We start from the raw sequence: 19,685 nt of genomic DNA on the forward strand, positions 1-19,685 counted from the left end.
ACTATTATGCTGCAAATTCACAAATCATTTTAAACATTTAAAATAGTCGAATGGTTCTAAGCAATCTTCGCATTGGAATAATGCTTTGCATGCAGTGGAACCGAATTGACTAATCAATTTTGTGTTGAATGAACCACATTGTGGACATTTCACTAATTTTTTATTTCCTAGAAGCGCTTCTTTATCGGCTGATTCTGATAATGGCGAAGCGATTCCGTATTTTTCTAGTGCTGTTCTGCCTTTTGGAGTAATCCAATCGGTTGTCCAAGCTGGCGAAAGGATTAACTCTACTTTCGCTTCATAGCCTTTTTGTTGGAAAGCTGTTTTGATATCATCTCCAATTACATCCATTGCAGGACAACCGCTATAAGTGGGTGTTATTTCAACCTCGACTATTCCATTTATAATTTTTGCAGAACGAACTACAGCCATTTCTACAATCGACAAAACTGGAATTTCCGGATCGGAAACCGTTTCGAGAATTTCGAAGAGTATTGGGTCGATATGAGTTAGTTGTTCTGTCATTTTTTTACCACAAAGACGCTAAGGTTTTATGCTAATTGCTAAGGTTCTTTTGTTTATTTCTCGCAAAGACACAAAGGCGCTATTTTTTCATCTTACTGAATACTGACACTGAATACTGTACATTTTCTTACCACGTCATATTCGGATACGTGCGTTGCATGTATTGTAATTCGGTTAGAATATAGCCCATGTGTTCGCTGTGTACTCCGTTTTTTCCTCCTTTTTGAAAGTACTCAATTTGTGGTGTTTGTAAAGTTGCTTCTTCCAAAACCTCACTTATTTTTTTATAATAATTCGTTTTTAAAAGTGTTGTATCTACTCCTATTCCTTCTGAAACCATCACTTTATCAGCATCGGTTTGGTGGAAAAACTCATCAGTGAAAATCCATAAATCATTGATAGCGGTTTGGATTCGATTGTGACTTTCTTCAGTTCCATCTCCCAATCGTTTGATCCAGTCGGAAGAAAAACGATTGTGGTACAATACTTCTTTAATGCTTTTTTTGGCAATAGCAGCAAGCATTTCGTCTTTACTGTTTTGCAATTCTTCTAACAATGCTAGATGAAAAACATCAAATAGAAATTGACGGGTGATTGAATAGGCGAAATCCGTGTTCGGCTGTTCTACCAAAAGTACGTTTTTGTATTCGCGTTCTATACGAAGAAAAGCGACTGTATCTTCAGTAGCATCTCCGCCTTGTAACTTGGCTACATATTGATAATAGCTTCGTACTTGTCCTAACAAATCCAGAGAAATGTTGGTCATGGCGATATCGGTTTCCAAACTCGGACCATGACCGCATAATTCTCCTAAACGTTGTCCTAGAATCAACGAATTATCAGCAATTCCGTAGATGTATTGAATTAAGTTGTTGTTCATTTTTTTGTGTCAAAAAAGTTGAAAGTCGAAAATTGAAAGTCTATTTATTAGACTTTTCCTTTTCGACTACATGTGTTTTAGTTCGTCTGGGAGTTCGTAAAATGTAGGATGACGGTAGGCTTTGTCCATTGCCGGTTCAAAAGTTTCGCCATTGTTTTCTGGATTTGATGCGGTAATTTGCGACGATGGAACCACCCAAATACTCACGCCTTCCATACGACGCGTGTACACATCACGAGCGTTTTCTAGTGCCATGGTTGCATCACTTGCGTGTAATGAACCGCAATGACGGTGTTCTAATCCGTTTTTACTTCGTATAAATACTTCCCAAAGAGGCCAGTTTTTCATAATCTATAAGTTTTCAGTCGCAATCGCAGTCGCAGTCTGAAAACTGTGACTGTAACTGTCAACTATTTTATATTGCTTTTTTTACTTCGTTATTGGATTGTTTTTCGGCGTAAGCCATAGCAGCATCGCGAACCCAAGCTCCTTTTTCCCAAGCTGTTTTGCGAGCTTCTACACGTTGCTTGTTGCATGGACCGTGACCTTTGACAACTTGCCAAAATTCGTCCCAATCTAAATCGCCGAAGTCATAATGTTTACGGTCTTCATTCCATTTTAGTTCTGGATCAGGAATAGTTAATCCTAAAATATTAGCTTGTGGAACGGTTTGATCAACAAATTGTTGGCGCAACTCATCGTTAGTTTTGCGTTTCAATTTCCATTTTACCGATTGTTCAGTGTTGGGAGATTCTTCGTCTTTAGGTCCAAACATCATTAACGATGGCCACCACCAGCGGTTGAGTGCATCTTGTGCCATTGCTTTTTGCTCTGGAGTTCCATTGCAAAGTGTTAGCAGAATTTCGTAACCTTGACGTTGGTGAAAACTTTCTTCTTTACAGATTCTCACCATAGCTCGGGAATATGGACCGTAAGAAGTTCCCATTAACGCTACTTGATTCATAATTGCGGCACCATCTACCAACCAACCAACAGCGCCCATATCGGCCCAAGTAATGGCTGGATAATTGAAAATACTGGAGTATTTGGCTTTCCCAGAATGCAATTGATCGTACAATTCTTCACGTGAAATTCCGAGTGTTTCTGCAGCACTGTACAAGTACAAACCGTGACCGCCTTCGTCTTGAATTTTGGCTAACAAGGCTACTTTTCTTCGTAAAGAAGGTGCACGTGTTATCCAATTGGCTTCGGGAAGCATACCTACAATTTCAGAATGAGCGTGTTGTGAAATCTGACGAATGTGGGTTTGTCTGTATTTCTCAGGCATCCATTCTTTAGGCTCAATTTTATCATCGCGGTCGATGCGCGCTTGAAATTGTTCTTCTAAACTTTTAATCTCTTTCTCTGACATAATTTATAGAATTGTGTTCAGCCTGCCTTCGGTAGGCAGGTGTTCAGTCGCCGTAACATTTTACTTTGCAGTAACTTTGAACAATTATTATTTTTTGATACCTAACAGGTTTTGAAAACCTTTTAGGCTATTTTACAAACCAAAATCAACTACAACTTTCTTCGAAGTGGGAACGGCTTGGCAACTTAATACGAAATTTTTGGCCAGTTCGTCTTCTTCGAGTGAGTAGTTGAGTTTCATTTCGATCGAGCCATCGACTACTTTGCAACGACACGTGCTGCAAACTCCGCCTTTACAAGCGTAAGGTAAATCGGCACCCGCTGCAATAGCACCATCAAGAATATTGTCGAAATCGTCTCCCATTACAAAGTGGAATTCTTTTCCGCCGTCAATTATAGTAACTTCGGTTCCTTCTACTTTTTTCTCTACAATTTTGTTGATGCGTTGTTTGTCTTCCTCGGATAAACCTGTATTAAACAGTTCGTAATGGATTTTATCTTTGGCTAAACCGGCATTCATGAGTTCATCGCGAAGCAAGAAAATCATGTCTTCTGGTCCGCAAATGAAACATTCGTCGGTTGACGCTACATCAATTAATTTATCGGTAAGAACGTTAATTTTTTCTTTGGTGAATCGTCCGTTGAACAGTTCTGATGGACGGTGTTCTTTGGTTAAAAAATGAAAGATTTCGAAACGGTTGAAATAGACATTTTTAAGTTGTTCAATTTCTTCTTTAAAGATAATTGATTTTACGGTACGATTCAAATAAAACAGTTTAAAAGTACTGTTAGGTTCAGATGCTAAATGCGTTTTGATGATTGAAAGTATCGGAGTTATTCCGCTTCCGGCAGCAAAGGCGATGTAGTTTTTGGATTGAGTTGGATTGACTTCGGTGAAGAATGTTCCATTAGGAGCCATTACATCTAAAGCATCACCTTTTTTCAACGTGTCATTAGCAAAAGTTGAGAAAAGTCCTTCATTTATTTTCTTGACAGCAACTTGCCATTTGTTTTCAACGGGCGAAGAACAAAGCGAATACGAGCGACGCACTTCGTTGCCATTAATATGAGTTCGCAACGTTAAATGTTGTCCTTGCTTATAATTGAACTCTGATTGTAATTCAGTCGGAATATCGAATGAGATGACCGCACAATCTTTGGTTTCCTTGTAAATATCAGCGACTTTAATACTGTGAAATTTTGCCATACTTTATCAAATAAAGAAAACTAACAATTGTTAGTTTGTTAGGCAAATTTAATGATTTTTTTGATAGGTTACGAAAACGTTGTAATTTTTTTAACCTTAGTAGAAGTTCAAAACAAACCAAAATACATTTGAACTCTCAATGGATCAAATTATTCTACAATTCCGTTGAGTAGTACTTGCACCATATTTGATTTTAAAACAGACGGATTCGGACTTTTCTTTTTCCCATACCAAAGGTATAAAGTGCGCAAAGTTGAAAGAGTTGAAAAGATGATCACTTCGAGATTGAGGCTTTTGATTTCGCCTTCATCGATTCCTTTTTTGACGATGGTTCGGAAGTTTTCTTCGTATTCTTCGCGCATTTTGATAAAATAAGATAAATCAGAATCGGTAAGATGCATCCAATCATTATTAAGGCATGCCAAGGCATTAGAATCACGTAAAGTAATATCAATATGAAGCTGAATAACGCGTTCGATTTTTTGAATAGCAGAGTTTTCTGAAGCAACAATTTCGTCCATTACAGAAGTAAATTCTTCTGCTATTTCGATGATTATTAAGACTAAAATCTCTTGCTTCGATTTGATGTGATTGTACAAGCTTGCGGCTTTTATGTCCATAGCTTGAGCAATGTCACGCATAGTAACAGCACTGTACCCTTTCTCTTTGAAAAGTGTTGCAGCCACGTTTATTATTTCGGTTTTACGATCGGTAATTTTCATCGATGTCAAATATATAGAATATTTTGAGTTGGGTAACTTTTGTTACTGAAAGGATTTAGTAACACTACTACTTTTGTCGTGTAATTCTATTGTAGTAGAACGCAGGTTAAAAAATTTAAAAAAATAATTAAAAAAGGTAAGATATGGGATTGTTGAGTATGTTAGGGTTGAGTGGAAAAACAGAAAATGTAAAAGAATTTATGGATAAAGGAGCTGTAATTATTGATGTGAGAACAGTTGGCGAGTATAAAAACGGTCATATAAAAGGTTCGAAAAATATTCCGTTGGACACAATTCATTCAAAAGTGAATGAAATTAGACGAATGGAAAAATCCGTAATTGTTTGTTGCCAAAGTGGAATGCGAAGTGCGCAGGCCAATTCTATCTTAAAAAGCAACGGAATTGAAAGCATGAACGGCGGCGGATGGCAAAGCTTAGAGAGCAAATTATAATTGGATTTGATAGATTGTGTTTATTGATTGTTAATTGAAAACGGCTTTTTATTGAGAGCCGTTTTGTTTTTAAACAAAAACCATCTTGCATTAAACAAGATGGTCTTCAAACTACTATAAAAACTACTTACTACTTTACCTCTTGAAGTAGTTATAAAATTAATCTTTTCAAAAACTGCATCAATACGAAAAACTACGTATATTAAAAAACCATCCCGATAAATCGGGATGGTTTAAAAACTGAAAATATAAAACTACTTACTACTTCTTGATTACTTTAAAGATTTCCACCTCAGTATCCACAAGAACTTTTATGATGTATGTTCCAGTTGAATAACGTGACATGTCAACTGTGGTTTCTAGCTCGTCAATTGTTTTCACAAACACTACTTGACCAAGCATGTTTACAACTTCAATTTTCGACATGGATTCGGTAGATGAAATGTTCAACACATCAATTACTGGGTTTGGATACAATTTGATTTCGTTTTTGATGAATTCTTCGTTTCCTAAACAACTGCCCAACGTCATGGTTACTGCCAATCGGCTGATACTTTCGCAACCCGTAACCGTTTGGGATGCATAATAAGTTACACCTGAAACAATTGGTGTTCCGGCAGGAATTACATTTCCGCCAGTTGAAGCATCGTACCAAACGATATTTGAACCCATAACTTCAATTAAATCAACAGTTTCACCATCGCAATAGGTTTGATTAACTAATCCGCTTGGCGCTGCTGTTGGAGCAATTGAAGCCGTAACAGCAGTTCGTGGCGAAACACAATCTCCGTTTTGCGTCTCTACATAATAGGTAGTTGTTGAAGTTAAAATTGGAGTAGTAAAACTGGTTCCCGTTGCAACTAGATTTCCTCCATTAGGAGCATCGTACCAACTGATTACACCATTGTTTGATGTTGCTGAAAGTGTAAGTATTCCAGCATCACAACGACTATCTGGAGTAGTTGACGTAATCACTGAAACAGCATATACAGTTGCCACTACAGCAGTTCTAGCTGAAGAGCAAGTTCCGTTAACAACCTCAACATAATAAGTTGTAGTTATTCCTAGTATTGGAGTTGCAAAAGTGCCACCAGTAGCAACTAAAGTTCCACCCGTTGGCGCATTATACCAATAAATGGTTCCTATACTTGCTGTTGTTTGTAAGGTTACACTTCCGTCACCGCAACGACTTGCTGGCACAGTTGATGTTATAACTGGCTGTTCATTTACAGAAGCCGTAACCGCAGTTCTTGACGAAATACAATCACCGTTTTGCGCCTCCACGTAATAAGCAGTTGTTGAACTAAGAATTGGAGTAGTAAAACTAGTTCCTGTTGCCACTACATTTCCTCCTGTTGGAGCATCGTACCAACTAATTGTACCATTACTGGCTGTTGCAGAAAGTGTTAATGTTCCCGCATCGCAGCGACTCGCTGGTGTGGTTGAAGTAATAATTGCAGTTGCATAAACCGTAGCTTGAACAGCGGTTCTAGCTGAACTACAAGTTCCGTTTACAACCTCAACATAATAAGTTGTAGTTGTTCCTAGTATTGGAGTTGCAAAAGTGCCACCAGTAGCAACCAAAGTTCCACCCGTTGGCGCATTATACCAATAAATGGTTCCTATACTTGCTGTTGCTTGTAAGGTTACACTTCCGTCACCACAACGACTTGCTGGTGTGGTTGAAGTAATAACAGGTTGCTCATTTACAGTTGCCGTAACTGCAGTACGAGTAACAGTTGTACAACTCGCGCTTGAAGATTCAACGTAATAAGTTGTAGTTGACGTCAAAATTGAAGTTGTAAAACTAGTGCCTGTTCCTACTAAATTCCCGCCAGTTGGAGCATCGTACCAATTCACTGTTCCACTATCGGTTGTAGCACCAAGTGTAACTGTTCCAGCATCACATCGACTCGCTGGAGTAACTGAAGTAATGATTGGAATTGGATTATTTGTATAATTTACACCTACTCTTGTTGAAACACAACCGTTACTAATTGCTTCGACATAGTAGGTAAAAGAAGCTCCACTTACTGGAATACTTGTACCTGTTGCAAAAGCAGAACCTCCAATTAAGGAAGTATACCAATAAATAGTTCCAGCACTTGCAGTAGCCGATAATGTAGCACCTACATTACCACAAACTGTAGCGTCTGTTGTAGAAGTGATTGTTGGCGTTGTATTTACAGTAGCAATAACGGGTACTCTTACAGAGGTACAACTTCCGTTAACCGCTTCCACATAATAAGTTGTAGTTGTACTGATTGAAGGTGTGGTAAAACTATTTCCTGTTCCTAAAATACTGCCACCCGAAGCTGAACTGTACCAATTTAATGTTCCTGCATTAGTTGTTGCTCCTAAAGTTACTGTTCCCGAATCACACACTTGTGAAGGAGAAGTCGAAGTAATACTTGGAGTTGCATTTACAGTTGCTAAAACGGCAGTTCGAGTTGAAGTACACGTTCCATCGGTACTCTCTACATAAAAATTAGTTGAAACTGAAATGGATGGAGTTGTAAAGCTAGTTCCAGTTCCTAATGATGTTCCTCCAGTTGGTGTGTTGTACCAACTTAAAGTTCCGTTAGAAGCTGTTGCCTGTAACGTTACACTGCCCGAATCACAACGACTCGCTGGTGTGGTTGACGTGATGGTTGGTACATTATTTACTGTAACAACTACCGCAGTTCTTGCAGAAGTACAACCGTTTAAAGTTGTTTCTACATAATAGGTTGTAGTCGCTGTAACATTAGGAGAGAAATTGGTTCCCGATGAAAGAGCTGTACCACCTGAAGCTGCTGCATACCAAAAAATAGTTCCCGCGCTTGCCGTTGCTGAAATGGTTGCCGAACCCGATCCACAACGAGTAGTTGGCGTGGTTGATGTAATGGTTGGTGTTGTATTCACCGTTGCTACTACAGCACTACGAGCTGAAGAACATACACCATTTAACGCTTCAACATAATACGTTGTTGTTGACGTTAAACTTGGAGTTGTAAAGCTAGTTCCAGTTCCAACTAAATTTCCTCCAGTTGCAGCATCGTACCAATTTACTGTTCCCACGTTGGTTGTAGCTTGTAATGTAACGGCTCCCGAATCACATCTACTCGCAGGAGTAGTTGATGTAACTACTGGATAAGCATATACTGTAATGTGATCAGTTGCAATTATTGTATTCGTTCCATTATAGTTGGCTGCGACCAAAGTCACGTCATACGTACCGGGAGAATTATAGGTAATCACTGGATTTTGGCTTGTTGATGAAGATGGAGTTCCGCCTTCGAATGTCCAAGTCCAACCCGCTGGAATATTCGTAGATGTATCTGTGAATGTCACCGTTTGTCCGACACAAATTTCGGTTGCCGAAGCTGTAAAACTTGCCACTGGTGGTTCGGTCGGACAAATTGGTGCTGTTTTATCCATAGTAAAACCATCACCATTTCCACCAAAATAAGCATAAAACTGAGGTGGAAATGCACAGGCATTTTGCTCAAAAGTTTCTACGCCTGCTCCGTCATTATTTCCACCCATGTAGGCGAAGAAAGACGGCGGAATACTACACGCAGTAGTACTGAGTTCTTCTGTTGCTGCGCCATCAGCATTTCCTCCCATGTAGGCAAATTGGAATGCTGCTGTTCCGCAGGAAGTTGTGCTCAACTCATTGACACTCGAACCATCGTTGTTTCCTCCAAAGTAGGCATAAAAATGCGCTGGAATGGAACAACTTGTGTTGGTTAATTGATTTGCTGTTGAACCGTGAGAGTTTCCTCCATTGTACTGAGCAAATGCATTAAACTGTGTCAAAATAAATGTCAAGCAAACAACTATATATAGTTTTGTTGTTTTCATCTAATTTGATTTTAAAAATTATTATACTTCTTTTAGTACAAGTCGACACAACTTGTACATCAAATTAGATGATTATCTTACACCACGTCCGCCATAAGTATAGCTTCTTGCAGCATCAGTAGTTCCTGCAAATGTTCTATCTGATGTTCTAACATAAGAAGCTGGACTTACATATTCTCCTCCTCTTTGCCCAATACCTGTTGCAGTTGTTATTGATGGCCAGGTAGCTTGGTTTGCATTTCCTATTGCGGTTAAAGTTCCATCACCCAAGGTTCCATTATAGGCTACACCTGAAGCATTTGCAACAGAAACTGTTCTTTCAACGACATTTCCTCCCATCTCCATTGCTCCGTAATACGACGCACCCGCAGATGATCTACCTGAAGTTGCTGTTGCAAAAACACCCACTTTTAAGGGACCATAAGCTGGATTTGCGGTTCCAACAGCTACAGCACATCTACCATTTACAACTGAGTTTGCCGCTTCAGTTGGTTGTAATGGGTTGACAACAGTTGAACTGTAAAATGCATTTATAGTAGTATCTCCCCAAGGGTATTCTCCTGCTACACGTGACATTGTTCCGCGGCATACTTTTTCGAATTCTAATTCAGTCATTGGTCGTAATGCTGACCAGTCTAAATACGCCGCTAAATCAGCCCAACTTAAGTTAGCCATCGCTACACTTTGTCCGTCATTTGAATTGTTTATAACTCCATTAGTTGCGTCACATCCGAATACCGCTGGGATAGCTGAATTGTTACCTGGAGTTTCTATTACAATACCATTTCTGTAATAGTTGGCACCAAAAGTTACATAAGTTCCAGTAGCAGCTGTTGGATCAGTTGTAATTCTTGTTTGTTGTTGTGAAAAAGTCAATGAATTTAAAAACTCAACGTATTGTAATTGAGAGATTTCGTATTTCATACAATAAAATGAGTTGTAACCCATTGGGAAAGTAGCTGGAACAGTTGGTCCGCCACCACCAATAGTAGCCGAAGTAATTCCTGATGTTTGCGAAGTGGCATTTACTGTGATGCTGTTAAAAGTTGAAGCACTCGTTCCGTCTCCAATTTCAAAAGCAGCTTGAGGCACATGAACCATTTCAATACCAAAAACTTTGAAATTGTAAGGACCAGCTCCTAAACCAGTCATTCTTAATGTGATTGAAGTTGCAGGAATATTTCCTCCACCAAGAGCACTTCTTCTGATGAAAACACCTTTACCATCAGCAACCGTATCGACTTGCAATGGTGATGCTGCAGAATGGTCTCCGGCTACGGTACTTAAACTAGTGTGTGCCCACAAACGCGTGTTACAGTCTTGAAATTTTACGAATACCCAAACGGCATCCCAATTGGCTGGAGCTACGTTGGCATTCCAACTGTTTTCCCAAGAAATATTAAAAGTAATATCGTTACCAGAAACTGAAGTTCCGGTGATTTCAACATTATTTGCATTACTATTAATTGCAAATAAAAAAAGTAATGTTGTTACAATTTTTGAAAAATAATTTTTTGATTTCATCGTATTGATTGTTAAAAGTTATACGACAAACTTAGTTGGGATAAAAGCATAAAAAAATACGCTATTTTGCGTATTTTTAAAATATTAACTAATTGATTTTCAAATAATTATATCAACTTATTGCTTTTTGCTTTTTGAATGGCTTCTAACTTATTGTGTACTTGAAGTTTGGTATAAATATTCTCAACATGCTTACGAATGGTTCCCACAGAGAGGTATAAATTTTCGGCAATGGCATTGTATTTTAATCCTTTGCTTAATTGTTCCAACACTTCAATTTCACGTGAAGTTAAATTGTATTCTTCTTTATTGGGAATGTCTTCAAAAGCTTCTGGATTTCTGAATAACTTCAAGGTTTTTAAAGCGATAGAAGGCGTCATAATTGCACCACCATTCAAAGTTTCGATGATGGCATTGTGTAGTTCTTCTGGGTTCACTTCTTTCAATAAATAACCATCGGCTCCAGCCTTGATTGATTTAAAAATATTTTCATCGTTATCAAAAACAGTAAGCATGATGATTTTGAGGTGTGGATATTTACCTTTCACAGCTTCGGTTGCTTCAATACCATTCATTTTGGGCATTTCGATATCCATTAAAATCAGATCAATGTTGTGATTTTTTTCTAATTTCTCGAGTAATTCTAGTCCGTGATTGGCTTTAAATTTGATTTCAATATTGTCAAAAAAGACCAATTTATCTTGAATGGCTTTTTGCAAAAAAGTGTTATCGTCAACTATGGCTACTTTTATCATTAGAATTGATCTTTATTTAAAGTAAAAGTAAATGAATTTTAACAATTAAAAATACGTAAAAAAGCGTATTTAAATTACAATTTCGATTACTGTTCCTTTACTATTTGAACTTATGGTAATTTTCCCACCTATTTCCTCTATTCTTTTTCTCATATTATTCAATCCGTTTCCAAAATCGACGGTTTCCATATCAAAGCCTTTTCCGTTGTCTTTGACTTCGATTATTACCGTTTCATTTTGTCTGTTGACACTTACTTCAATTTCTTTGGCTTCTGAATATTTCACAGCATTGTTTACTGCTTCTTGAATGGTTCGGTACAAATTGATTCCGATAATGGATGAAAATTTCATCTCCTTCAAAGTCTCGTCAACATTGAATTTAAAGACAATATCTTCTTTAGCTGATTTTGCTTTTTCAATGAAATTAAAAATGCGTGAACGCAAATCGTCAAACGAAAATTCATTATTGTTCATTGCCCAAATGGTATCGCGCAATTCGATAATAGTCGACTTGGTAAAATCGCTTATCTTGGTGAGTTGATTGACTACTCGATTATCGCTGATTTGGTTTCCGTACTTCAAATTATCGACTGATGAAATCACAAAAGTGAGTTGTGCGCCAATGTTATCGTGTAAATCGCGGGAAATAGCCAAACGCTGTTCTTGCAATTGATTTTGAGTTTCAATTTGGGCAATGGCTGTTTTGAGCTGAAATTCTTGTTCTTGTTGTTTGTTTTTGAGTTTTTGTTGACGGTAAATAAGGAAACCTATTAGTATCGAGAACAACGACAAAATTGAAATCACGATGATCCAAGTGCTTTTTCGCTTGCTTTCGGCTTCTTTTTCGGCTATGAGTTTTTCTTTCTTTGCAGTTTGATATTTTGTTTCTAACTCATTAATATCTTTGATTTTGGCTACTTCTTTAACACTGTCTTTCAGTTTATAAAATTCAGTCATTTTTTTATTCGCTTCAGCGAAATCGCCAATACCTTCATAGTAAATTTTGTAATTATCTAAAGCAGTCAAAGTTACATCGACCACTTTTGTTTTTTGTGAAAGAGCATAAGCACTATCGATGAACTTTTTAGCTTTTGGATACTGTTTCATTTCCAAATACACTTGAGCAATGCTATTGTAACTTTCTGATGCACCTGAAAAATTCTTCAATTGACGTTCGATTTCGGCTGATTTTTCAAAGTAATATAAGGCCGAATCATTCACGCCCAAATAATAATGAACCGTTCCAACATTATTCAATGATTCGGCGATTCCTTTTTGGTCTTTGAGTACTTCTTCTATTTTCAATGATTTTCTAAAATACACCATTGATTGAGCTAAACTATCTTGGTTGGCCAAAGCAATTGCCAGATTATTATACGATTCCGACAATCCTTTCTTGTCGTTAATCTGAATGAACAATTGCATTGATTTTTTGTGGTAGGTTTTAGCTTTGTCAAATTGTTCTAACGAACTAAAAACCATTCCAATATTGTTGTCAACAGTTGCTTGCCGTTTAATATCTTTTTTGGCTTCGTATACTTTTAAAGCCTTTAAATAATAGCTGATCGATTCTTTATACAATCCTAGCGAGCGATTGCATGCACCAATATTATTGTAAATCGAAGCTTTTGTCAATTCTTCCTTTGCTTTATTTAATACACTTAATGATAATTTTTTTGATTCTAAAAACTTCCCATTGATTCGGATGATAATGGCTCGATTATTTAACGTCAAAGCAATCAATTCATCATCATTTGATTCCAGCGCTTTTTTCTCCGCTTTTTTCAATAAACTCAATGCTTCATCAGGTTGTGACAAATAGATTTCCATTGCCTTGTCATTGATGGCTCGACAACTCATTCCATCAGAGTTCTGTGCTAGCAATGAAAATGAGAGTAATAATAAAAGTAAATATCGTTTCATTTTAATCAATTAAAAGGGTTATGTTCGTTCCTTTATTGGGTTCAGAAACCAATTCAAATGTTCCACCCACATCCTCAATTCGTTTTTTCATATTCTGAATTCCGTTTCCTATGTCGGCCGAATCCAAATCAAAACCTTTTCCGTCGTCTTGAATCGTGATTTGAATTTGATTCTTAATTTTTTCAACTTCAACGGTGATGTTTTTGGCTTCAGAATATTTTATTGCGTTATTAATGGCTTCTTGTATCACTCTGTACACATTAATTCCGACTAAAGATGTAAATCGTGTATCACTCAATTGACTGTCAACGTTGAACTTAAACAGTACTTCTTCTTTGGCCGATTTTGCTTTTTCGATGAAATTAAAAATGCGCGAACGCAAATCGTCAAACGAAAACTCATTGTTGTTCATCGCCCAAATCGTATCGCGAAGCTCAATAATTGTTGACTTGGTAAAATCGCTTATTTTGGTGAGTTGATTGACCACGCGATTGTCGCTGATTTGGTTTCCGTATTTCAAATTATCGACCGAAGAAATCACAAAAGTGAGTTGCGCGCCAATATTATCGTGCAAATCACGTGAAATGGAAAGACGTTGTTCGTGCAATTGATTTTGAGCTTCAATTTGCGCAATGGCCGATTTGAGTTCGAATTCCTGTTCTTGTTGTTTGTTTTTGAGTTTTTGCTGACGGTAAATCAGAAAACCCAACAAAGCAGTAAAAATGGCTAATAAGGACAAAATCAAAATAGTTGTATTTTTCTTTTTGGCCTCAACTTCTTTTTTAAGCAATAATTTTTCTTTCTTTTCGGTTTGGTATTTGGCTTCCAACTCGAAAACAGTTTTGGTTTTTTCCGATTCAAACACCTCGTCTTTTCCTTTCGAATACAAACGCGAAAAGGCATATGCTTTTTGATAATCACCTGTCATTTGAAAGGCTTTAGCCAAAATTTCATACGCTTCGATTACGAGCATATTTCCATCGGATTTTTTCCCAAATTCTACTGCTTTATTAGCAAATTGAATGGCTTCATTGTACTTTTTTTGCTTTAAAAGACAATTGGCAAAAGCTTTTGAAATATCAGCTACTTCAAATCCGTTGTCGTATTTTTCATGAAGACGTATGGATTCGATGTAATTGGCGTTGGCTTTGGAGAACTGATGCAAACTATCATAAACTACCGCAATATTTGAAATGGGATAACCTTGAAAACGATCGTACCCTAATTTTTTATATCCTTCTCTAGAGATTTGAGAATACTTAATCGATTCATTATACTTTTTAAAATTGATCAAAATAGAACCCAAATTTCCGGACGAAACGGTTATTCCAAAATCGTTTTTTGTTTCGCTATAAATCCGATAAGCTTCTTGGTAGTATTTGAGTGCTTTTTTGTAGTCTTTTTGGGCTTTGTAAACAATTCCGATGTTGGTATTGACCATCGCTTGTTTCTCTAAATCATTTTTCTTTTCGTAAATGTGAAGTGCTTTAAAATAATTGGTTAAAGCTTCTGGGTAAATTGCTTTTTGATCGTTGGCAATCCCAATATTATTAAATGAATCGGCTATTCCGAGTGAATCCTTGAGTCGAATTCGAAGTTGCAAAGCTTTTTTGTGGTACGTAAGCGCTGAATCGAGTTGGCTTTGGTACTGAAACACATTGGCAATCGAGTTGTAAGCCAATGCGATGTGTTGATTTTTTTCAGATTTTTGGGCTTGATGAAGTGATTGTCTTGCAAATTGCATCGCCAAATCCAAATCACTATTACTGTATTCATCAGTAATGGCGTTTAAGAGTTTGAATTTATCGGCTTCTTTTGCCGTTTTCAATGCTTTTTTTAAACTGTCAATTCGATTTTGGGAATGACAGAAATTCGCAAAAGACAAACAACCAATAATCAACAAAAAGTAGATTTTTTTCATGTGATTATGATGGTTATTAATGTTCCATTACCCAACTCTGATTGCAAATCAAATGTACCGCCTACATCAGCAATTCTTTTTTTCATGTTCTGAATTCCGTTGCCCAAATCGGCCGAATCCAAATCAAACCCTTTTCCATCGTCTTGAATGGTGATTTTAATTTGATTGTTAATTTTCTGAACCTCAACTGTAATAGCTGTGGCTTCGGCGTATTTCATTGCATTATTAATCGCTTCCTGAATGGTTCTGTAGACGTTGATTCCGACTAGAGAAGTAAATTTTTTATCGTTCAACTGATGATCAACATGGAATCGGAACAGCACTTCTTCTTTGGCTGATTTGGCTTTTTCGATGAAATTAAAAATACGCGAACGCAAATCGTCAAACGAAAACTCATTTTTATTCATCGCCCAAATGGTATCGCGTAGTTCAATAATCGTCGACTTAGTGAAATCACTTATTTTGGTTAATTGATTGACAATTTTGTTATCGCTAATCTGATTTCCGTATTTTAAATTATCGACAGAAGAAATTACAAAAGTCAGTTGCGCACCAATATTATCGTGCAAATCACGCGAAATGGAAAGACGTTGTTCGTGCAATTGATTTTGTGTTTCAATTTCTTTGATGGCCGATTTCAATTGAAATTCTTGCTCTTGTTGTTGGTTTTTGAGTTTTTGTTGACGGTAAATTAAATACCCAATGACAATCAAAGCCAAAGAAACCAGCGATAAAATCTGAAACTGTGTGTTTTTCTTTTTGATTTGAAGCTCTTTTTCTGCAATTTTATTTTTGGAAATCAGCAGTTCTTTTTCCTTTTTTTCGGTTTCGTAAACAGTTTTGAATTCGGCCGCCGCAATTTCCTTTCGCTCATTAATCAAATTCTTATATACTTTATTGTACTTTTCTGTGTATTCGTAAGCGTTTTTGAAATCGGATTTTTCTCGGTAAAAATCAATCAGCAATTTATAGGCTTTTAAAATTCCTGGATTATAATTTACTTTTTCAGCAGTTGAAATACTTTTCTCTGCAAAAGAAATTACATCAGATGGTCGATTGGAAAAAATAGACAATTGAGCCAAATTGGCATACGAATCGGAAATTTGTTTTTCGTTTTTACTGATTAAATCCAATCTCAGACATTCATTAAAATAGTAACGAGCGCTGTCCAATCGATTCGAGAACATAAAGCAATTGGCCTTATTGTCTAAAAAAGTAGCTTTCAAATTATCCGATTTGATTTGCTCACAAAGCTTCAATCCTTCTTCATCAATTTTTAAAGCCTCATTAATATTGCCACTCATTCCTTGCAAATTGGCCATAGTATGAATGGCTATTAAATAATGCGGACTTGTTCTATGATTTTTTAAATACTGAGTTGCGCTCAATAATTGATGTTTGGCTTGATCCAATTCGTCTTTTTGCAAATACAACTGACCCAGATTAGCATACATTCCGCCAATCATGACGGAATCTTTGATTTTTTCTGCGATTTTCAACGCTGTTAAAAGGTTTTTTAACGACTTCTCATAATCTCCGGTGTGTTTGTAATAATTTCCTAAACCAGAATAAGCCGACACAAATAGACTATCGGTTTTGGAGGTTTTCAGCAAATTGAGCGATGTATTGTAGTTCTTAAATGACAAACTATCGTTGTTGATGGAATTGTAGTAAATTCCTTGAGCAATATGACCGATGGCTTTAAATTCGTCTGTTTCGTTGTTTGTCAGCGACTGAATACTATCGGCATAATTTTTTATTAGAAAATGATTTTTATTGCGAAGTGATTTGGCGATTCTGAACCATTCGATGATTTGCTTTTGGTTTTTTGTGTGCTCAATCGATTCTTTTTTACTTTTATTTTTCTCTTGGCATGAAACCGAAAGAAGCACTACCAACACAAATGCAATACTATTTCTAATCATAAAATTACTATTTACTTTATGTTAAAGTTAATTATAATTTCCATTCGAAATAATATCAATGAAAACTTTTTGAAGTTCAACCACTTCATCACCCAACGCTTTCATGTCTTTAGAATAATTAGTTTTATATTCATTTGAAATAACGACTTTATCATTAAGAAGTTGTTGTTTGAAATGCAAAGAGGAGATGATTCCTTGCAATTTGGTCATATTCTTCACATGTTCTTCCTTTATTTTATTGTTTTGAATGAATAAATAAAAGATGACTGAAAGTAAAATTAAAATTAATATCAGAAGAATATAGATCATAAAAAAAGCCATTAAATCAATACAAAATTGAAGTAATAGCTTTGGTTATACAATACGTAAAACAACGTATTTAATCGGCAAAATTTTGGAGTGATTGTTCGGTTTTCACTTCTTCACCATTGTATTTTAATGTCCAACCCATCGAATTAGTAACAATCAAAATCTTAGACAATTCACTAATCAATCGGTTTTTGGCATTCGATTTTAGAGTTGATTTCTCTATTTTCTTTGCCAGATTTTCTTTGGCTATTTTATTAATTTTATTGTAATCATTACCTGTAAACTCGTTGAATGTGCTTTGTTCTACATCATAATACTTAATATCGGGACTGATTTTCAACTCTTCATCCGGAATACTTTTGATGGTAACCACTTTTTTTTCGGCATCGATGTCGTAGTTCACTTTACTCAAATCAAAACTTACTGTGACATCCGCATTAATGATTACGAGTGCTTTTTTATCAAACGTAATTAAATCGCCCAAGTATTTCTTTTGGTCTTTGTAGGTCATTACTTCCGAAAAATGACCTTCGGTAACTACCAATTTACCGACGTTTTTAATTTGTTGTTGAATCAAAGCCGTGTCGTATTCTACGGTTGAAGTATCTTTTTTGACTGTAACCAATTGATAAATCAAAAAGGCTATTACAGCAAACAAAATCACATAGGTAATTTTGCTGGAGCGCAACAACGCTTGAACTAAAGGCGTTACAACATTTTTAACATCGGTTTCGGTCGAAGTAGAACGAGTCATAATTTAGAATTTGACACGAAGATATAAAAAATACCTTTTTGAAGTCTATTTTAAACCCATCAAAACCGAAGTAGGCAAAGAAACCGTCATGATCTGAACAGCACCATCAATTGTAGTTGAAAAATAGAGTGTTTCATTATTTTCATCGTAAAAAGGCTGACCTTCAAAATTGTTGGTATTGATTTTACTGCCTAAATTAATCGGTTCGCTCCAGTTTTTCCATGTATCGTCCAGACGAAATGAGACGAATATATCTTTGTTTCCGTATGTACTGAATCCATCCGAAGCAAACAGCAACGTTTTCCCATCAGAAAGCAATTGCGGCATGGATTCGTCGGCAGCCGAATTGATTACTTTGCCCATATTCTGAAGAAAACCATAAGTTCCATCGTCTTTTCTAGTTGCAAAATACAAATCGGTTCCGCCTTGAGTAAAATCGGTTTCAATAGACATTATAAAGACTTTTAAGTCGTGCGTCATTGTTGCATCACTGTAATCATCGTAATTGTTGTAGGCCGAAATTTTGAGTTGCCCAAGCGATTGATACGAACCCATTTTGTTTTCAAACAATTCGAAACCACAATCATTGGTGCCACGAGTGTAGGTTGAACCACCTTTTAAAAGATAATTTTCGTTAGCATAATCTACATAATTGTACGAATCACCTGTATTGAGTTGGGTTTCGAGTTTTTGGTTGGTCCATTTGTCATTCACTTTTGTGTACGAATAAATGGCTTCCTTATCGTTTTCATAATTGGTTACAAACAGTTTATTTTCTGAAGGCAAAATGTACGGAATACTTTGATTGGATGTTCCTAAATCAACAACCGTTGCTTTTTGCAAATTTTCGAGACTTGGTCTTGTATTTACTTTAGGTTCAATGGGTTCAGCCGAATCGGAAATTCCAATAGCGTCAATTTGTTTTTGACCTGGTAATAGTGCAAAACTGAATTCGACTTTTACCGCCACAACTCCCGAAACTGCATTGTCTAAAACGACATATTCTACTCCGGGATTAAAAATATCGGGTGCTTCCTGAATTTTTCTTCTTTTTCGGCCAAAATAATACTGACGATCTCTAGACAATGTGGCTTTGTAAACTGGAGTTTTATAATCGGGTTTTCGACCCCAAACGGCTTCAAATTTTTCACCGTCGGTTGAAACCCAAACACGCGTTACACAACCAGCGTTTAGGTTTTCAAAAATGGCTACTTGTTTTACGGTTTGCGGCGTTTCATAACCAACAATGACAATTTCTCTCCCATCGAGTGCATTTTTGGGCGTCCAAGCATTCGCACTATAACCGCCTTGTGGAAAAGCATCGGGTTTACCCAAAATACGTTTGATTCCAAATTGTTTTCCTCCTAAATCCGATGAATATTTGATTAGTTTACTTGCCCATTGCACTTGTTGTGCATTCACCGACAAAAGAGCAAAGAAAATAGAATATAGAATATAGATTTTTTTCATAATAAAGTAGCTTAAGCTTTTTTGATTGAAGTGAGAAATTATGATTTTTGTTTCAGATTTTAGCTTTTTTGCACCGCATAGCAGCGCTACGGAGTATAAAA

The 19,685-nt window shown here is 36.5% G+C and carries 16 protein-coding genes; 1 reads left to right on the top strand and 15 read right to left on the bottom strand.

From position 1 onward, the window contains the following. Positions 1-24: 24 nt before the first annotated feature. From paaD to VK161_RS13850, 6 genes are all read right to left on the bottom strand, one after another. Positions 25-525, bottom strand: a complete 501-nt coding sequence (gene paaD, locus VK161_RS13825; RefSeq protein ID WP_324215382.1) for a 1,2-phenylacetyl-CoA epoxidase subunit PaaD — start codon at positions 523-525, stop codon at positions 25-27. Positions 526-652: 127 nt separating this feature from the next. Then, positions 653-1,405 carry a 1,2-phenylacetyl-CoA epoxidase subunit PaaC gene (gene paaC / locus VK161_RS13830; protein WP_324215383.1) on the bottom strand — a complete coding sequence of 251 codons (753 nt, stop codon included), beginning with the start codon at positions 1,403-1,405 and terminating at the stop codon, positions 653-655. 66 nt (positions 1,406-1,471) lie between these two features. Further along, complete coding sequence (paaB, locus tag VK161_RS13835; protein ID WP_324215645.1) at positions 1,472-1,756, bottom strand: 1,2-phenylacetyl-CoA epoxidase subunit PaaB; 285 nt, start codon at positions 1,754-1,756, stop codon at positions 1,472-1,474. A gap of 64 nt (positions 1,757-1,820) precedes the next feature. Then, positions 1,821-2,777, bottom strand: coding sequence for a 1,2-phenylacetyl-CoA epoxidase subunit PaaA (paaA, locus tag VK161_RS13840; protein WP_324215384.1), 957 nt, complete (start codon positions 2,775-2,777; stop codon positions 1,821-1,823). Between the two features lie 132 nt (positions 2,778-2,909). Continuing rightward, on the bottom strand, positions 2,910-3,983 hold the full coding sequence (paaE, locus tag VK161_RS13845; protein ID WP_324215385.1) for a 1,2-phenylacetyl-CoA epoxidase subunit PaaE: 1,074 nt from the start codon (positions 3,981-3,983) through the stop codon (positions 2,910-2,912). Positions 3,984-4,132: 149 nt separating this feature from the next. Next, entirely contained in the window at positions 4,133-4,705 is a 573-nt protein-coding gene (locus tag VK161_RS13850) for a TetR/AcrR family transcriptional regulator (RefSeq protein WP_324215386.1), read from the bottom strand. Between the two features lie 143 nt (positions 4,706-4,848). Here VK161_RS13850 and VK161_RS13855 point away from each other — a divergent pair, with 143 nt between their 5' ends. Next, on the top strand, positions 4,849-5,157 hold the full coding sequence (locus VK161_RS13855; protein ID WP_324215387.1) for a rhodanese-like domain-containing protein: 309 nt from the start codon (positions 4,849-4,851) through the stop codon (positions 5,155-5,157). A 261-nt stretch (positions 5,158-5,418) separates the two neighbouring features. Here the strand turns inward: VK161_RS13855 and VK161_RS13860 are convergent, their stop codons facing one another. From VK161_RS13860 to VK161_RS13900, 9 genes are all read right to left on the bottom strand, one after another. Next, positions 5,419-9,003, bottom strand: a complete 3,585-nt coding sequence (locus tag VK161_RS13860) for a T9SS type A sorting domain-containing protein (protein WP_324215388.1) — start codon at positions 9,001-9,003, stop codon at positions 5,419-5,421. Positions 9,004-9,075: 72 nt separating this feature from the next. Continuing rightward, positions 9,076-10,527 (bottom strand): SUMF1/EgtB/PvdO family nonheme iron enzyme, encoded by a 1,452-nt coding sequence (locus tag VK161_RS13865; protein WP_324215389.1) that lies wholly within the window; start codon positions 10,525-10,527, stop codon positions 9,076-9,078. Positions 10,528-10,634: 107 nt separating this feature from the next. Next, positions 10,635-11,282 (bottom strand): response regulator transcription factor, encoded by a 648-nt coding sequence (locus VK161_RS13870; protein WP_324215390.1) that lies wholly within the window; start codon positions 11,280-11,282, stop codon positions 10,635-10,637. 69 nt (positions 11,283-11,351) lie between these two features. Next, positions 11,352-13,205, bottom strand: a complete 1,854-nt coding sequence (locus tag VK161_RS13875; RefSeq protein WP_324215391.1) for a sensor histidine kinase — start codon at positions 13,203-13,205, stop codon at positions 11,352-11,354. A 1-nt stretch (position 13,206) separates the two neighbouring features. After that, entirely contained in the window at positions 13,207-15,126 is a 1,920-nt protein-coding gene (locus VK161_RS13880) for a sensor histidine kinase (protein WP_324215392.1), read from the bottom strand. Then, complete coding sequence (locus tag VK161_RS13885) at positions 15,123-17,051, bottom strand: tetratricopeptide repeat-containing sensor histidine kinase (protein ID WP_324215393.1); 1,929 nt, start codon at positions 17,049-17,051, stop codon at positions 15,123-15,125. Before VK161_RS13885 ends, VK161_RS13880 begins: the two co-directional genes overlap by 4 nt. Before the next feature lie 27 nt (positions 17,052-17,078). Next, a complete protein-coding gene (locus VK161_RS13890) occupies positions 17,079-17,360 on the bottom strand; it encodes a hypothetical protein (protein WP_324215394.1) in 282 nt (93 codons plus the stop codon). Between the two features lie 70 nt (positions 17,361-17,430). Then, positions 17,431-18,114 (bottom strand): DUF4230 domain-containing protein, encoded by a 684-nt coding sequence (locus VK161_RS13895; protein ID WP_324215395.1) that lies wholly within the window; start codon positions 18,112-18,114, stop codon positions 17,431-17,433. Positions 18,115-18,159: 45 nt separating this feature from the next. Further along, positions 18,160-19,584, bottom strand: a complete 1,425-nt coding sequence (locus tag VK161_RS13900) for a hypothetical protein (protein ID WP_324215396.1) — start codon at positions 19,582-19,584, stop codon at positions 18,160-18,162. Positions 19,585-19,685 lie beyond the last annotated feature (101 nt).

The organism is Flavobacterium sp., assembly GCF_035299245.1.
Lineage (GTDB): Bacteria > Bacteroidota > Bacteroidia > Flavobacteriales > Flavobacteriaceae > Flavobacterium.

Bases quoted from the DNA above. Each gene is read 5' to 3' on its own strand.
- VK161_RS13865 (WP_324215389.1), bottom strand. From the start codon at position 10,527: ATGAAATCAAAAAATTATTTTTCAAAAATTGTAACAACATTACTTTTT.
- paaA (WP_324215384.1), bottom strand. From the start codon at position 2,777: ATGTCAGAGAAAGAGATTAAAAGTTTAGAAGAACAATTTCAAGCGCGC.
- VK161_RS13875 (WP_324215391.1), bottom strand. From the start codon at position 13,205: ATGAAACGATATTTACTTTTATTATTACTCTCATTTTCATTGCTAGCA.
- VK161_RS13895 (WP_324215395.1), bottom strand. From the start codon at position 18,114: ATGACTCGTTCTACTTCGACCGAAACCGATGTTAAAAATGTTGTAACG.
- VK161_RS13885 (WP_324215393.1), bottom strand. From the start codon at position 17,051: ATGATTAGAAATAGTATTGCATTTGTGTTGGTAGTGCTTCTTTCGGTT.
- VK161_RS13860 (WP_324215388.1), bottom strand. From the start codon at position 9,003: ATGAAAACAACAAAACTATATATAGTTGTTTGCTTGACATTTATTTTG.
- VK161_RS13855 (WP_324215387.1), top strand. From the start codon at position 4,849: ATGGGATTGTTGAGTATGTTAGGGTTGAGTGGAAAAACAGAAAATGTA.
- VK161_RS13880 (WP_324215392.1), bottom strand. From the start codon at position 15,126: ATGAAAAAAATCTACTTTTTGTTGATTATTGGTTGTTTGTCTTTTGCG.
- paaE (WP_324215385.1), bottom strand. From the start codon at position 3,983: ATGGCAAAATTTCACAGTATTAAAGTCGCTGATATTTACAAGGAAACC.
- VK161_RS13870 (WP_324215390.1), bottom strand. From the start codon at position 11,282: ATGATAAAAGTAGCCATAGTTGACGATAACACTTTTTTGCAAAAAGCC.
- paaC (WP_324215383.1), bottom strand. From the start codon at position 1,405: ATGAACAACAACTTAATTCAATACATCTACGGAATTGCTGATAATTCG.
- paaD (WP_324215382.1), bottom strand. From the start codon at position 525: ATGACAGAACAACTAACTCATATCGACCCAATACTCTTCGAAATTCTC.
- VK161_RS13850 (WP_324215386.1), bottom strand. From the start codon at position 4,705: ATGAAAATTACCGATCGTAAAACCGAAATAATAAACGTGGCTGCAACA.
- VK161_RS13900 (WP_324215396.1), bottom strand. From the start codon at position 19,584: ATGAAAAAAATCTATATTCTATATTCTATTTTCTTTGCTCTTTTGTCG.
- VK161_RS13890 (WP_324215394.1), bottom strand. From the start codon at position 17,360: ATGATCTATATTCTTCTGATATTAATTTTAATTTTACTTTCAGTCATC.